Source organism: Kribbella sp. VKM Ac-2569 (assembly GCF_004216905.1).
In the GTDB taxonomy this organism is placed as follows: domain Bacteria; phylum Actinomycetota; class Actinomycetes; order Propionibacteriales; family Kribbellaceae; genus Kribbella.
Genome location: NZ_SGXJ01000004.1, coordinates 414243 through 427709, shown reverse-complemented (window position 1 = coordinate 427709; position 13467 = coordinate 414243). Strand labels below are relative to the sequence as shown.

The 13467-nt window shown below is 67.4% G+C and carries 15 protein-coding genes and 1 tRNA gene; 8 read left to right on the top strand and 8 right to left on the bottom strand.

The genetic code is table 11. The features are described 5' to 3' along the window. Positions 1 to 163 precede the first annotated feature (163 nt). The gene (locus EV649_RS28560) at positions 164 to 679 is read right to left on the bottom strand and encodes an ester cyclase (RefSeq protein WP_130386694.1); all 516 of its coding nucleotides are present in this window, start codon (positions 677 to 679) and stop codon (positions 164 to 166) included. A 56-nt stretch (positions 680 to 735) separates the two neighbouring features. Here EV649_RS28560 and EV649_RS28555 point away from each other — a divergent pair, with 56 nt between their 5' ends. Further along, on the top strand, positions 736 to 1383 hold the full coding sequence (locus EV649_RS28555; RefSeq protein WP_130386693.1) for a TetR/AcrR family transcriptional regulator: 648 nt from the start codon (positions 736 to 738) through the stop codon (positions 1381 to 1383). A 232-nt stretch (positions 1384 to 1615) separates the two neighbouring features. Next, positions 1616 to 2518, top strand: a complete 903-nt coding sequence (locus tag EV649_RS28550) for an SH3 domain-containing protein (RefSeq protein WP_241998776.1) — start codon at positions 1616 to 1618, stop codon at positions 2516 to 2518. Positions 2519 to 2577: 59 nt separating this feature from the next. Here the strand turns inward: EV649_RS28550 and EV649_RS28545 are convergent, their stop codons facing one another. Continuing rightward, positions 2578 to 3846: an FAD-dependent oxidoreductase gene (locus EV649_RS28545; protein ID WP_130386691.1), complete on the bottom strand. Its 1269-nt coding sequence runs from the start codon at positions 3844 to 3846 to the stop codon at positions 2578 to 2580. A gap of 87 nt (positions 3847 to 3933) precedes the next feature. On the opposite strand from EV649_RS28545, the gene EV649_RS28540 reads away from it, so the two are divergent. Next, positions 3934 to 4677: an aminoglycoside phosphotransferase family protein gene (locus EV649_RS28540; RefSeq protein WP_130386690.1), complete on the top strand. Its 744-nt coding sequence runs from the start codon at positions 3934 to 3936 to the stop codon at positions 4675 to 4677. On the opposite strand, the gene sigJ is transcribed toward EV649_RS28540, so the two are convergent. Further along, positions 4658 to 5548: an RNA polymerase sigma factor SigJ gene (gene sigJ / locus EV649_RS28535; RefSeq protein WP_130386689.1), complete on the bottom strand. Its 891-nt coding sequence runs from the start codon at positions 5546 to 5548 to the stop codon at positions 4658 to 4660. The genes EV649_RS28540 and sigJ overlap by 20 nt on opposite strands. 75 nt (positions 5549 to 5623) lie before the next feature. On the opposite strand from sigJ, the gene EV649_RS28530 reads away from it, so the two are divergent. Together EV649_RS28530 and trpD are read left to right on the top strand one after the other, a co-directional pair. Then, positions 5624 to 6358, top strand: coding sequence for a glycoside hydrolase family 16 protein (locus tag EV649_RS28530; RefSeq protein ID WP_130386688.1), 735 nt, complete (start codon positions 5624 to 5626; stop codon positions 6356 to 6358). Between the two features lie 145 nt (positions 6359 to 6503). After that, positions 6504 to 7529, top strand: a complete 1026-nt coding sequence (gene trpD, locus EV649_RS28525; protein ID WP_241998775.1) for an anthranilate phosphoribosyltransferase — start codon at positions 6504 to 6506, stop codon at positions 7527 to 7529. Here trpD and EV649_RS28520 read toward each other — a convergent pair. Further along, a complete protein-coding gene (locus tag EV649_RS28520; protein ID WP_130386686.1) occupies positions 7506 to 8288 on the bottom strand; it encodes an alpha/beta hydrolase in 783 nt (260 codons plus the stop codon). The two genes, trpD and EV649_RS28520, sit on opposite strands and share 24 nt — an antisense overlap. After that, positions 8279 to 9277 (bottom strand): acyltransferase domain-containing protein, encoded by a 999-nt coding sequence (locus EV649_RS28515; protein ID WP_130386685.1) that lies wholly within the window; start codon positions 9275 to 9277, stop codon positions 8279 to 8281. Before EV649_RS28515 ends, EV649_RS28520 begins: the two co-directional genes overlap by 10 nt. Before the next feature lie 127 nt (positions 9278 to 9404). Between EV649_RS28515 and EV649_RS28510 the strand changes: the two genes are divergently transcribed. Further along, complete coding sequence (locus EV649_RS28510; protein ID WP_130386684.1) at positions 9405 to 10124, top strand: DinB family protein; 720 nt, start codon at positions 9405 to 9407, stop codon at positions 10122 to 10124. Between the two features lie 5 nt (positions 10125 to 10129). Here EV649_RS28510 and EV649_RS28505 read toward each other — a convergent pair whose 3' ends face one another. Together EV649_RS28505 and EV649_RS41790 are read right to left on the bottom strand one after the other, a co-directional pair. Next, positions 10130 to 10759, bottom strand: coding sequence for a peptidoglycan-binding protein (locus tag EV649_RS28505; RefSeq protein WP_130386683.1), 630 nt, complete (start codon positions 10757 to 10759; stop codon positions 10130 to 10132). A gap of 132 nt (positions 10760 to 10891) precedes the next feature. Further along, the gene (locus EV649_RS41790) at positions 10892 to 11053 is read right to left on the bottom strand and encodes a hypothetical protein (RefSeq protein ID WP_241998774.1); all 162 of its coding nucleotides are present in this window, start codon (positions 11051 to 11053) and stop codon (positions 10892 to 10894) included. A 141-nt stretch (positions 11054 to 11194) separates the two neighbouring features. Here EV649_RS41790 and EV649_RS41785 point away from each other — a divergent pair, with 141 nt between their 5' ends. Then, positions 11195 to 11473, top strand: coding sequence for a hypothetical protein (locus EV649_RS41785; protein ID WP_241998773.1), 279 nt, complete (start codon positions 11195 to 11197; stop codon positions 11471 to 11473). Positions 11474 to 11834: 361 nt separating this feature from the next. Here the strand turns inward: EV649_RS41785 and EV649_RS28495 are convergent. Further along, positions 11835 to 11923: transfer RNA gene (locus EV649_RS28495), tRNA-Ser, on the bottom strand. A gap of 242 nt (positions 11924 to 12165) precedes the next feature. Here EV649_RS28495 and EV649_RS28490 point away from each other — a divergent pair. Further along, on the top strand, positions 12166 to 13404 hold the full coding sequence (locus tag EV649_RS28490) for an MFS transporter (RefSeq protein WP_130386681.1): 1239 nt from the start codon (positions 12166 to 12168) through the stop codon (positions 13402 to 13404). Positions 13405 to 13467 lie beyond the last annotated feature (63 nt).

The window sequence follows — 13467 nt, the reverse complement described above, 5'->3', positions numbered from 1 at the left end:
GCTTCTGCGTGAAGGCCTCATCCCACGCGCGCAGTCAACCGCAACCACGGCCGCGCTGTGGGTCACACCCACGGACCGCCAGGCCATCACAATTGCTTCTCCAGCGCCGGCCCACGCCTGAAGCGGCGTGCGGTGCGTGATTGTGATGGCCTGGAGGTCCGCGTCAGGCGGCGCGTTTGGCGCGGGACTTCGCGCGGGCCATCCGGAACAGGTACACCGGGGTCGGCGGGACCCAGCCGAGTTGCTTGGCCTGGCCGAGGTCGTCGCGGTTCGCCCAGTGTTCGACGACCATGCCGTCTTCGATCCGGAGCCAGTGCGACTGCGTGACGGCGAAGGTCCTGCCGGTCGGCGGGAACACCGTGTCCACCGAACCGTCGACGGCGTACGCGACGAACGGCGCCACGTGGCGGCCCTTCATGGTGGAGTTCACCGCGACGAGGTTGCCGTCGGCAACCACATGGTCGATCTCGTACGCCAGGCCCTCGAAGGCGGTCCGCAGCCACTGCGCGGTTGCGTAGAAGGCGGCCGGTCCCCGCCCCCGGCCGCCCGCCGGACCCACCACGTCCTCCCGGTTCCTCGCCTCCGGGTGGATCAGTGCGTCGAAGTCGGATCGCTCCCCGTCGGCCATGATCAGGATGCTGCGGACGGCGATGTCTCCGGCCTGTGTTGTCGTACTCATCAGATCCCCCATTAATTAGATACAGTGTGACTGTACTCAAAAGCATCGGATCGGTGATGGCGGAAGTCAAGAGGAACTACGACGCAACCTCGCGCCGCGAGCGCGCCCGGCTGCGGCGGCGCGACGTCGTGGTCGCAGCGCAGGAGCTGTTCGATGCGGACGGCTTTCAGGCGACCACGATCAGTGCCGTCGCCCGGCGCGCCGGCGTCTCACCGGAGAGCATCTACAAGGGCTTCGGCACCAAAGCAGCGCTCGCCAAGGCGGTCTTCGACTTCGTCATCGCCGGCGACGACGAACCCGTCCCGATCGCGGAGCGCCCCGAGGCGCGTGCGATCCAGGACGAACCCGACGTACGGCGGAAGATCCGGAGGTACGTCGACGGTCTCGTGGAGCGGCAGCAGCGGTCGGCCCGCGTACAGATCCTGATCCGCGACGGGCGGCACGGCGACGAGACGCTCCGCGAGACCTGGCAGACGTTGCTCGACGAGCGGCTGACCGGGATGACGATGTTCGGCCGGCACCTGCTCGAGACCGGCGACCTCCGCCCCGGCATCAATCTCGACGAGGTCGCGGATGTCCTGTGGACGTACATCTCGGTCGAGCTCTACGAGTTGCTCGTCCTGCTCCGCGACTGGACCCCGGAGCGGTACGGCGACCACGTGGCGACCGCGATCACGACCGCGATTTGCCGACCAAGCGTTTGATGTCGGGACGGTCACATCCGGATAGCGGGCAGATCACGACTGACGCCAGCCAGTGGATGTTCGTAATGCGTTAAGAGTAGGGGCCGATTCGAACCGGCGCGGCGAAGTGTGCTTGACTCCTCCGGTCGATAACGTTTTGGTCTCGGCAGATTGGGTTCCAGAAGTGGCTGCAGGACGGCATAGACAGGCGCGGCACCGACAATCCCGCGTCAAGATGATCCAGCCAGGTCTCGTGAAGGTAGCGATTCCGGGCGCAGCAGTGGCGATGGTTGCCACCGGTTCGGCCGCCGCACTTCCCAGCCAGAACATTCAGCTCGACGCGTCGATCGCCAGCTCGTCCCTGCAGCTGTCGCGCGACGCCACGATCAGCCGGGACGCTCTGCGTCCGCCGATCAGCACCACGTCGACGACTCCGGCGCCTAAGCCGAAGGCGAGCCCGACCGCCAAGCACCTGAAGAAGCAGGCGCCGATCCCGAAGCCGACCTCGGTGAAGACCCGCGCGGCGCAGGATCTGAACGCGAACGCGACGCCGCCGAAGGTCACCGGCACGAAGTACACCACCACCGACGTGAACCTCTGGTCGCTGCCGCTGACCGGCCTGTTGCTGGACGTGCTGCCGAAGGGCACCAAGGTCTCGGTCACCGGCAAGGTCGACGGCATCTGGGCCGAGGTCGTCAGCGACGGCAAGTCCCGCTGGGTGAAGTCGCAGTACCTGTCCGCCACGAAGCCGGTCGCCAGCGTTGCCGGCGCGATCTCGCAGGCGGCCTGCGAGTCCGGCTCGGCGGTCGAGGACGGCCTGACCCAGGACGCGATCCGGGTGCACCGGGCGGTGTGCGCGAAGTTCCCGGACATCTCGTCGTACGGCGGCCTGCGGGCGGGCGACTCCGGTTCCGAGCACTCCACCGGCCGCGCGCTCGACATCATGGTCAGCGGTTCCGAGGGCCAGGAGGTCGCGGACTGGCTGAAGGTCAACTACAAGAAGCTCGGTATCAGCGAGCTGATTTGGTCGCAGCACATCTGGACGGTCCAGCGCAGCAGCGAGGGCTGGCGCGCGATGGAGGACCGCGGTGGCACGACCGCGAACCACTACGACCACGTGCACGTGAGCGTCTACGGAAACTCCGGCACGGTCTGATCGACACCAAAGAATCGACACAGGAGAAGCGGCCCGGGGCGGGGACCCGGGCCGCTTTTCTATGGGCGGATGTTGGCGTTCAGGTGGAAGAAGTTCGTCGGGTCGTAGGCCCGCTTCACCTCGCGCAGCCGCTCCAGATCCGCCGCGCCGTACGCCGTGTCCGCGCGCCCCGGGTCGCCGAGGAAGTTCACGAACGTCCGCCCCGAGTTCGGGAGACCCACGACCTCGCGGTCGATGATCAGTGAGTACGACGCCTCGCGGTGACCGATCGGACCGGCGCCGGGACCCGGGTGGGCCATCGCGCCGCCCCAGTGACGGATCTCGACCATCGCATCCTCGAGTTCGGTGACCACGTCGATCACCTCGTCGGTCAGCGTGTCCAGGAAGTCGAGGTGGCGAGCGGGCGTACCGCCCATCGCGGCGTCGGCGTACTCGATCGTCTTCAGCTCACCGGCGAGCCGCGGGCCGGCGATCTCGAACAGCGGCTTCAGCAGGTGTTCGGCCAGCTCGGCCGGTCCGGCGTACAGGACCTTGATCGCGACGGCGCGCTGCTCGGTGCCGGGGACGCGGGTCAACACGACCGCGGTGCTGAGTTCGTTGGGGATCGTGGCGGTCCAGTCGCGGTACCGGCGGAGGATCGCGGCGGCGCGGTCGATGCCGTAGTACACGATGCCGGCGTGGACCTCGCGGACCGGGTACAGGCGGAACTCCAGCGAGGTGACGATGCCGAAGTTGCCGGTCCCGCCGCGGATCGCCCAGAACAGGTCCGGGTGCTGCTCGGCGCTCGCGGTGACGGTGCGACCGTCGGCGGTGACGACCTCGGCGCGGATCACGCTGTCGGCCGCGAACCCGTACTTCCGGGCCAGCCACCCCACTCCGCCGCCCAGCGTGTACCCGGTGACGCCGACGTCGCGGTGCGACCCGGACAACGGGGCGAGCCCGAACTGCCGCGCGGCATCCAGCACCGCACCCCACCGAGCACCCGGCGCGACCTTGGCGATCCGGCGCTCGGGGTCGACCAGTACGCCGGTCATCTGTGTTGTCTTGAGCAGGATCCCGCCATCAGCGGGCACCCGGGTGCCGTGGCCCGTCGCCTGCACAGCGATCGGTACGCCGTATTCGCGAGCGGTCCGCACTGCTGCCTGTACGTCGGTCCGCCCGAGCGCCTCAGCGACCACGAGCGGGCGCGAGTCCACCGAGGGGATCACGGAACGCCGCTGCTCGTCGTACTCCGGCTCTCCGGGCAGCCGGACGGCGCCGTTGAAACCTGCCCCCAGCAGTCCCGCCACGAGGTCACTGGCAACCGCTGCAATCGCCTGCGTAGACATCTGATCCCGCTCCTTCGCCGTATCCGCTTCCTGCCCATACGTCGAAGGAGATCGCCGGTGATCGACACGTGCGCCAAACTTTTCTCGATGACTCACTCGGTCGAGATCTCCGGACGCACCCTGACCAAGCGCTACGCGTCGTGGCCGCGCGACGAGCCGGCCCGCGAATGGGCCGCGCTGACCGTGCTGTCCCGCGCAGCACCCGGCCTCGGGCCCACTCCTCTTGAGTTGTTCACAGATCCCCCGCCGTGGCTGAGGATGACGGTCGTCCCCGGCGAACCGCTCGGAGGTTCTCTTACCTCCGCCCAGACCACAGCTCTGGGCGATGCTCTCTCGGCGCTTTGGTCGGTCCCGTCCGAGGGTCTGGCGCCGATCGATCTGCAAGCGCTCGTCGACCGCACCCGATCGGGACTCGTCGCGCTTCGCGACACCGACGGCGTGATCGCCGAGGCGGCCCGTACCTGGCTCGACAACGAGCCGCCCGACCTGACCGCCGTACATGATCCTGTGGTTGCCCACGGCGACCCCAACCTCAGCAACTACCTGTGGGACGGCGCGCGGGTCCGCATCGTCGACTTCGAGGACGCCGGGATGGGTGATCGCACTGTCGAGCTGGCGAACCTGGTCGAGCACCTGGCCTGGCGAGAGACCGACCCGACCCCGTTGGTACGGCGATTCGCCGTGGACCCGGAGCGGTTCCGGGCAGCGCGCGGCCTGTGGGCTGGGTTCTGGCTGACGCTGATCGGGCCGGGCGGGCCGAGCGCCGACCGCAATCCACAGGGGACCGCGGAGGCGCAGGCGCTGCGGATGCTCAGGCTGGTAGCGGGATGACTTCGAGGCGGTCCAGGTCGGCCAGGATGTCGATCTGAGTGATCTTTCCGTCGGTCACGGTGACGGACATGACGCCCATCAAGCGGTCGTTGACCACCGTGATCGCGCCGGGCAGCCCGTTGACCAGAGCGAGCTGGGTGTACGGCGCCATACGGCTGAACATCAGCGCCTGCTCGACGACTGCCTTCGCGCCGCGGACCAGCTTCGATACGGCCGGTCCGGCGAACTCGGCGCTCGCCGTGCCCGCGTCCGCGCGCAGCAGCACGTTCGGATCTAGCAGTGCTAGCAGCGCCTCGAAGTCGCCGCCCCGCGACGCAGCCATGAACGCCTCGACGATGGCCCGCTGCCGGCTGACGTCGCCGTCACTCGCCGGCGCACCCTGGACCCGCCGCCGCGCCCGACTCGCCAGCTGACGCGTCGCGGCCGGCGACTTGTCCACAATCGTGGCGATCTCGTCGAACCCGACCCCGAACATGTCGTGCAGCACGAACGCCAGCCGCTCGGCCGGCGACAGGGTCTCCAGTACGACGAGCAACGCCAGCCCGATCGCGTCCGCCTGGACCGCCTCGTCCTCCGGCCCCAATTCACCGTCCACACGGCCGATGACCGGGTCCGGCACGTACGTGTCGAGTGAGTCCTCCCGCCGGGACTTGCGGCTGCGCAGCATGTCCAGACAGACCCGCGACACCACCGTGGTCAGCCAGCCCGCCAGATTGCCGACATCAGTCACGTCAGTACGGCTCAGCCGCAGCCAGGCCTCCTGTACGGCGTCCTCGGCCTCAGGCAGCGATCCGAGCATCCGGTACGCGACCGCACGCAGGTGCCCACGGTTCTCCTCGAACCGCCGCGCCAGCTGCTCATGCTCGTCCACCGCTACCTCCTCAGTGCCCTGACGGATCAGCCCACCATGATGTGACAAGGCGCCCGATCAGCCGATGATGGGGTCATGACGGACGACTTCGACGCGCCGGCCCTGGACCTGTCGGTCTGGTCGCCGTACTACTTACCGCACTGGAGCTCCCGCGCCGCCTCCGCTGCGACCTACCAGCTGGCCGACTCCTGTCTGACGCTCAGCATCCCTGTAGAGCAGGGTCTCTGGTGCGCTGGCGATCACCAGCCGGACCTGCGGGTCTCTGGGATCCAGTCGGGCAACTACTCGGGTCCTGTCGGCAGCACGGTCGGTCAGCAGCCGTACCGTGACGGTCTGCTCGTTAGAGAGCAGCAGGAGCCGTTCTGGGGCTTGACCTCGGACGGTGGGTACGTCGAGCTCCGGGCCGGCGCCGACATCGCTCCGGGGTCCATGGTGTCTCTCTGGATGGTCGGGCTGGAGGATCAGCCGGATCGCTGTGGCGAGATCTGTGTCATGGAGGTGTTCGGCGACGCGCTCGTTCCCGGTGAGTCCGCTGCGGTCGGCATGGGCCTCAAGACCATCCGCGACCCCGCCGTACCGCAGGACTTCGAGGCGGTGCGGCTGCCGATCGACGTACGGGAGTTCCACACGTACGCGGTCGAGTGGTCCGCCGGTACGGCGACGTTCTCCGTCGACGGCACCGCGATCCGCAGCTGCCAGGGCGCTCCGACGTACCCGCTGCAGCTGATGCTCGCGGTCTTCGACTTCCCGGAGCAATCCGGGCGGGACCATGTTCCGAGCTTTGTCGTCGACCACATCCGGGTGCGCTAAGGTCGGTGGCATGATCCAGCGCGCGAGTATGTGGTGGGCCGTCGACCTGACGGCCTGAATCCGCGCGTACCCACCCGGCCGTCTCCTGCGAGGCGGCCGTTGTCATGTTCTCCTCGTGGGCGACCCAGCACCCTGAGGAATGCCGATGGCAACAACGCTCCGGACGTGGTCCGGTCTGATCTCCGCGCTCCTGGCCGGTTCCGACCTGTCGACGGCGGACACCGGCTGGGCGATGGATCAACTGGTGCTGGGCGAGGTTTCGCCGTCCCAGATCTCCGGGTTCCTGATTGCCCTGCGGGCGAAGGGCGAGACGGCGGATGAGCTGAACGGGCTGGCCGACGTACTGCGTTCGCACGCGACGCCAGTGCGGATCAGTGGACCGTTCGTGGACATCGTCGGCACAGGTGGCGACCGGACCGACGCAGCGAACATCTCCACGATGGCAGCCGTCGTTGTCGCCGCTGCCGGTGTCACCGTGGTCAAGCACGGTGGACGAGCCGCCTCATCATCAGCAGCTGGTTCTGGCGACCTGGTCGAACACCTGGGCGTTCCACTCGACCTGTCCGCAGCCGACGCCGCCCAGATGGCTGCGGAGGTCGGACTGACCTACCTGTTCGCTCCACGCTTCAACCCAGCCCTCCGCCAAGTTGCCGTCGTACGGCGTGAGCTGGCGGTCCCCACCGCGTTCAACGTGCTCGCACCGTTGCTGAACCCGGCCAACCCGCAGTACCAACTCGTTGGCGTAGCAAACCCGCGCATGCTGCCTGTACTTGCCAGTGCGCTCGCCAAACAGGGCCGGTCCGCACTGGTCGCCCGCGGTGACGACGGGCTCGACAAGCTCACGACTACTGGGTACTCGCGGCTCTGGGTGGTGCATGGCGGTTCTGCATCAGAGGTGGTGTTCGACCCGCGTTCACTCGGCTTACGGCCCTCCTCGCTCGCGGAGCTGCGTGGTGGCGATGCTGCGTTTAACGCCGGGCTCTTGCGGGCCCTGGTCGACGGAGAGCACGGTCCGGTGCGGGACGTCGTACTGCTGAACGCTGCGGCCGCGGTGGCGACGCTGTCGCTGGAGTCAGGCCTGGAGCAGCTGGCTGACTGCTTCGAGCGGTGTCGGGAGGCTGTGGACAGCGGCCGAGCAGCAGCAGTACTAGATCGCTGGACTCACCGGTGAGGCTCCTGCGAACCGCAGGATGGTGTCGGTCACCAGCTTCGGTTCGCGGAGGCTCGGGAAGTGGTCCGTGCCAGGTAGCCAAATGAATTCGCAGCCGGGGATTCGCGCGGCAGTGCCGCCGGCCACGGCTGCGAGGATCGGGCGGTCCTTATCCCCGACCATGACGGCGGACGGTACCTGGATCTCGTGCAGCCGGTCGTAGACAGGCGGGTCCGGCTTCAGGTACTCGCCTTGGTCGAACCACGCTGGAACAGCAGCGCGGAGCTGAGCCGCCACAGTGTCGTCAGAGCCCGCTGCAGCCCAGAGCCGCAGGCCGAACTGCACCAGACCTTCCACATCCCGCTCGGCAGCGAGTACGTCGTACTCTGCATCCAGCTCCGGCTCCGCGGGCATCGGGAAGCCGCCGACGCCCGGACACAACAGCACCAAGCCGTGGACTCGTTCTGGGTGGGCCAGCGTGAAGCTGAGCGCCGTACCGCCACCATTCGAGCAGCCGACCAGCAGGACGCGGTCCAGGTCCAGTTGGTCGAGGACTGTCTCGAGGTCGCCGAGCAGTGAGAACTCACCTGTGGGCTGCGGTGAACGCCCGTAGCCGCGGACGTCGTACCGGACGACCCGATGCCCGCTGAGCCCGGGCATCACGAGGTCCCACGAGCGTGAGTCCCCGATCCCCGGGTGCAACAGCACTATCGGCACACCGTCGCCAGCGAGATGCTCAGCCCAGACCGTGTCCTGTCCAACCGGAATCGTCAGTTCCATCTATTCAGCATGCCTGTCCGTGGGTACCAATGCCCGCCAGCCCGCAGGTGCTTGACGAACGCTCTTTGCAGCGTGGTCTCCTGCGGGACGCTGTCGAGGTCCTCGTCGGTCAGCTGATGATCAGGTACTGGGAGGTGCAGTCCTAGCCGCATCAGCTCACGGTCGCCCTCGGTCGGGTCCTCTGGTGTCAGGAGCGGGAGGATGTCGAAGCGACTCTGGAAGCGCATGATGTTCGAGTCCGGGCGCAGGTACTCGGCCAGTTGCGGGTCCAGCAGCCAGGAGTGACAGACAAGCCCCGCGAGCGGCTCCTCCGGGTACCAGCGCTTGAACGACTCGACTGCGGTTGCAATCGACTCCTCCGACCTTTGCGCGTCGAGCGGGCCGCTCGGTGGGATGTGGATGGAGAGCACGTGGCCGGACACTCCATCGCCCAGGCCCATGTGGGTACGGGTGAAGTCATGCCGACCGATCTCGTAGTCAGCACCCCGGAATCTCAGTGGTGGACCCCACAGCGGCATCAGCCCGACGCCCGCACAGCCGAAGATGTGCCGGTGCGTCTGCATCACTCCACCTAGTGCCGCGACTGTTGCGGCAGTCACGGACTCCGGTACGCCCCGCTGCGCGTGGAGCTCGCGCAACCTCGGCAGGTTGGCCAGCAACGCCCACGCCAGCGCGAACAATCCGACCGGCGACGCATTCCGCGGCACTGCCGGCCAGCCCCTGAAGCCTGTGGACGGCAGCGCCAGATCCAGGTCCCGCTCGACCTCTCCGGCAAGCGCCCACGTGATCGCCCACCATTCCGGGTCGCGGTCCGGGTCGGGACGCGCCGCCAGCATCGCGTCACGATCAGCCGGGTGCACACCGCAGTACGCCAGCAACTCCTCGGCGTCCTCGGGCAACTGTGGGTCGGTGCCGACCTCCAGGCCCTCGAACCGCGTCTGGTCCCGCTTGGTGAAGCCCACTCGTTCCGCCGCACTCAGAACGTCCACAACCTGTTCCCTTCGCCGCGCTCGGTCTGTTCCTCGACCCCACCATGGGCCGCCTGTCGCGCGCACGACTTTTGTGTCCTAGGTCACCGTTAAGCTCGCGGCACCGTAAGCGAACCAGGGAGATGGCATGGCGAAGTTCGGGCAGTCCGACGACTTGCAAGGCGCAGAGTTCTTCGAGGCGAACCTGCGCGGGGCTCGGTTCATCGAGTCCGATCTGTCCGGCGCGGTGATGCGCGGAGTCGACATCCAGGGCGCGGACATCGACGCGCCGTGGCTGGCCGAGCCCAGGGCCAGCCTGAAGGTGAACGGTGTCGAAGTCGCGGCGTACGTCGACGCCGAACTGAACCGCCGCTTCCCCGGCCGAGCGGAACGGCGGGCCGAGGACCCCGACGGTCTCCGCGACGCCTGGGCCAAGCTCGAGCAGACCTGGGCGGCGGCGCTCGAACGCGTCGCGGGAATGCCGGCAGGCACCACCGACGTGTCGGTGGACGGCGAGTGGTCGTTCGCGCAGACGCTGCGGCACCTGGTGCACGCGATCGACCTGTGGTTCGGCCGGTCGATCCTCGAACGCGAGGAGTTCCATCCGCTCGGCCTCGGGTACAGCGCCCAGGACGCGCTGACCGACAAGCCGCCGTACGCCGAAGTTGTCGAGGCCCACGCCGGCCGCTTCGCCATGGTCCGCGACTTCATCGCCACCGTCACCCCGGCCGAACTCGACACTCCCCGCAAGAACCCGCACGGCCCCCACCCCGAGACCACACGCTCCTGCCTCCGCGTGATCCTCGGAGAGGGCTGGGAGCACTACCGCTTCGCCACCCGCGACCTCGACACGATCGCGGGTGGCTGACGAACCTAACCGCAGGCAGGCAGGGTCCTGCTGGAGAAGTCACGGACGTTGGTGGTGGAGTACTTCTCGTCGGTGGAGTGGAAGACCCAGAACTTCTCGCTGTCGAACGGCTCGGACCTGATGATCGTGCCCTGGATCTCGATCCGGTCGTCCTTGATGGCGTAGCCGTCGAAGTAGGTCTCCGTCCCGAACATCCTCCACCAGGCTTCCCTGCCGGAGTTGTTCCACACGGAGTACTGGAATCGCGTCGAGCTGTCTTTGCACAGGTACAAGGTGAACCCGACCCTCCACGCCACCGCCTTGCCGTACTTCGCCAGCTTCGCCCAGGTCTGCGGCCCGACCTTGCCGTCGACACCGATCCCGGCGTCGTCCTGGAACGACCGGACGCGACTCTGAGTCCCCGTCCCGTAGATACCGTCCACGCTCAGGCCACCCAGATGCCTCTGGAGCTGTTCCACACAGGTGCCACGGCTACCGACGCTCAGGTAGGTGCTCCTGCATCCGGCGGCATCCGCTTCGGGCGCGGACTTGACGGAAAACACGAACGTGGCAGCAGCAACAGCGAGCGCTCCGGACAATGCCGTCAGCACACGGCCACGGCGACTTGCAGGGACAAGGGACCTGATGGCAATCATGTCGGTGGACTGTAGGGAAACCCATCAACACGCCACTGCCCGTACTCCGCCCGTACCTGCGATATTGCCGCGACGGAATTCGTCACTGCTGGCAAGCTCCAGCAGATGACGCATCTTGGTCCATGGCATCCGCTACAGCCCTCCGAGGTCGCAGAACTGTGGAATCAGCAACAAGAGCGAAAGCCCTGGTGGATCGCCGGCGGCTATGCAATCGAACTGTTCGTCGGCCACAAACTTCGGGACCACGGCGACATCGACGTACTTCTGCTCCGCCAGGATCAACACGTCGTGCACGAGATTCTGCCGGGATGGGACGTGCAGGCAGCGGACCCGCCAGGGCAGCTCCGACCGTGGCCCGCGGGTGAAGTCCTACCGCAGCACGTCCATGACATCTGGTGCCGTGAGAGTCCGTCGGGCCCTTGGCGACTCCAGATCATGCTCGACAACACCGACGGCAACCACTGGTTCTCTCGCCGCGATCCGCGGGTACGCAGGCCGATCTCCGACCTCGCCAGAGAAACCAGCGAGGGATGGCCCTACCTCACTCCGGAAATCCAACTGTTCTACAAGGCCAAGCCCACGAACCAACTACCAAAAGACGAGATCGATTTCAGCGCCGCGCTCCCCCTGCTCGACTCGACGCAGCGCGCCTGGCTCGACAACGCACTCAACCTCACCCTCCCAAACCACCACTGGCGCACCGCACTCCGGTAGGCCGTCGGGTGTCTGCTGGCTGGTTGGTTGGGGACTTCTACTGGTCGTTCCAGGTGTGTAGACCTCCCCGGACCACGCGTCACCCGCGTTCACGGGTGCCGGCCGGAACCACTGGCGCTGGTCGACCGGTGAAAGCTGGGTAACTATTTGTCACTGGGTGACGATTTCTTACCCCGCCGTGGCTTAGTGCGGTCGGCTCGTGCTGGTCAATTGGTGGAGTCGGCTGGGGGCTGCCTTCATGGCACGTATTTGGCACGAGTGGCCGAAACCGCCAGTCTTCAGCCGGACGTAGCCGGAGACCGCCGGACTGTCAGCAGGCAGCTTCCGTGGGTGCGTTTCTGCAGGTCAGCGTCGAGTTGAGCGGAGGGTGTGGGATTCGAACCCACGATGACGGTCACCCGCCATACCGGTTTTCAAGACCAGCGCACTCGGCCACTATGCGAACCCTCCTGGCGGTTGCCGCCGAGGGTTGAGGATACCGGGTGGAAACGGAGTGCGGGGGCGGGGAGCGGCCGGTATGGTCGGCGCAGCGGCGGGTCGCCGCGGTGGGTACGGACGGAGGTGGGAGCAATGTCTCGGTCGTTCGAGGGCATCGCACACGCCGGCCGGTCAGCGCGCTGACGCTCTGACCGGGCGAACCGGCCGGCTGCACAGCCGGCGTCCATCGCTTCGTCATGCCCTCAGGAGTTCCTATGCGTTCCCTCGGTGCGTACGCGTTCCCGTCCGAGCTCGGACCTGATTTCCGCAAGATCTTCCCGGCCGCGATCATCTCCAACCTGGGCGACGGCGCCCTGATCGCCGCCGGCCCGTTGCTCGTCGCCTCCATCACCACTGAACCTGCCGCGGTCGGTGCGGCCGCCTTCGTCCAGCAGCTGCCGTGGCTGCTGTTCGCTCTGTTCAGCGGCGTCCTCGTCGACCGGCTCGACCGCCGGTTGATGATCGTTGCCGCGGACACCTTTCGCGCGATCGTCCTGGCCGCGCTCGGTCTCGCCGTACTGCTCGACACCGCGCCGCTCTGGGCGGTCTACCTCGCACTGTTTCTTCTCGGTACGGCGGAAACGCTGGCAGATAACGCATCCGGTGCATTGCTGGTCAGCGCCGTACCGAAGGACCACCTCGGTAAGGCCAACGCTCGACTGTTCGCCAGCGGCACCGTGCTCCAGCAACTCGGTGGGCCGCCGCTGGGCGCGCTGCTGTTCGCTGCGGGCGCGGGCATTCCACTGGTCTTCGACGCGGTCACCTTTGCCGCCGCAGCGACCCTGATCGCTCGCGTCGCCGTACGTCCTCCGCTACCCGACCACTCCACCCGTGCAGCTCTGTTGCGTGAGGTGCGCGAGGGAGTCCGCTGGCTCTGGCACCACTCCGGTGTACGGACGCTCGCCCTGTCGATCCTGGTCATGAACATCACCTTCTGTGCCGCCTTCGCGACCTGGGTGCTGTTCGCGCGCGAGCAGCTAGGGCTCAGCGAGACGCAGTTCGGTCTGCTCGTGTCGGTCGGCGCCGTGGGCGCTGTGCTCGGTATGCCGACGTACCACTTCCTGGAGCCGCGCGTGGGGTCCGTGACCCTCCTCCGCGCCGGACTGGTGATCGAGACAACGGTCCACCTCGTCCTGGCGCTCACCAGGAACCCGTGGGTCGCCGGCGCGACAATGGCCGTGTTCGGCGTCCACGCGGTGGTGTGGGGCATCGTGTCGACTACAGCGCGTCAGTTGGCCACACCGGACGCTCTGATGGGCAGGGTGAACAGCGTGTACCTGCTGGCCTCAGTGGGCGGTGCCGCGATCGGCTCAGCGCTGGGCGGCGTACTGGCGCAGCAGTACGGTCTGGCCGCGCCGTTCGCGATCGCCTTCATGGCGATGGTGGTGATGACAGCAGTCGCCTGGCGCCCACTGCGGAACGTCTCGGTACGACGAGTGGGCGCGACTGACTGAAATCGGATGGAATGGGCTGGCGAGCGCTTGCTACGGTTCGCCAGCCGCCAAAACACCCGATGG

Excerpts from the sequence above, each read along its gene's own strand:
- EV649_RS28560 (WP_130386694.1), bottom strand. The coding sequence starts at position 679 with ATGAGTACGACAACACAGGCCGGAGACATCGCCGTCCGCAGCATCCTG.
- EV649_RS28555 (WP_130386693.1), top strand. The coding sequence starts at position 736 with ATGGCGGAAGTCAAGAGGAACTACGACGCAACCTCGCGCCGCGAGCGC.
- EV649_RS28545 (WP_130386691.1), bottom strand. The coding sequence starts at position 3,846 with ATGTCTACGCAGGCGATTGCAGCGGTTGCCAGTGACCTCGTGGCGGGA.
- EV649_RS28540 (WP_130386690.1), top strand. The coding sequence starts at position 3,934 with ATGACTCACTCGGTCGAGATCTCCGGACGCACCCTGACCAAGCGCTAC.
- EV649_RS28530 (WP_130386688.1), top strand. The coding sequence starts at position 5,624 with ATGACGGACGACTTCGACGCGCCGGCCCTGGACCTGTCGGTCTGGTCG.
- trpD (WP_241998775.1), top strand. The coding sequence starts at position 6,504 with ATGGCAACAACGCTCCGGACGTGGTCCGGTCTGATCTCCGCGCTCCTG.
- EV649_RS28520 (WP_130386686.1), bottom strand. The coding sequence starts at position 8,288 with ATGGAACTGACGATTCCGGTTGGACAGGACACGGTCTGGGCTGAGCAT.
- EV649_RS28510 (WP_130386684.1), top strand. The coding sequence starts at position 9,405 with ATGGCGAAGTTCGGGCAGTCCGACGACTTGCAAGGCGCAGAGTTCTTC.
- EV649_RS28505 (WP_130386683.1), bottom strand. The coding sequence starts at position 10,759 with ATGATTGCCATCAGGTCCCTTGTCCCTGCAAGTCGCCGTGGCCGTGTG.
- EV649_RS41785 (WP_241998773.1), top strand. The coding sequence starts at position 11,195 with ATGCTCGACAACACCGACGGCAACCACTGGTTCTCTCGCCGCGATCCG.
- EV649_RS28490 (WP_130386681.1), top strand. The coding sequence starts at position 12,166 with ATGCGTTCCCTCGGTGCGTACGCGTTCCCGTCCGAGCTCGGACCTGAT.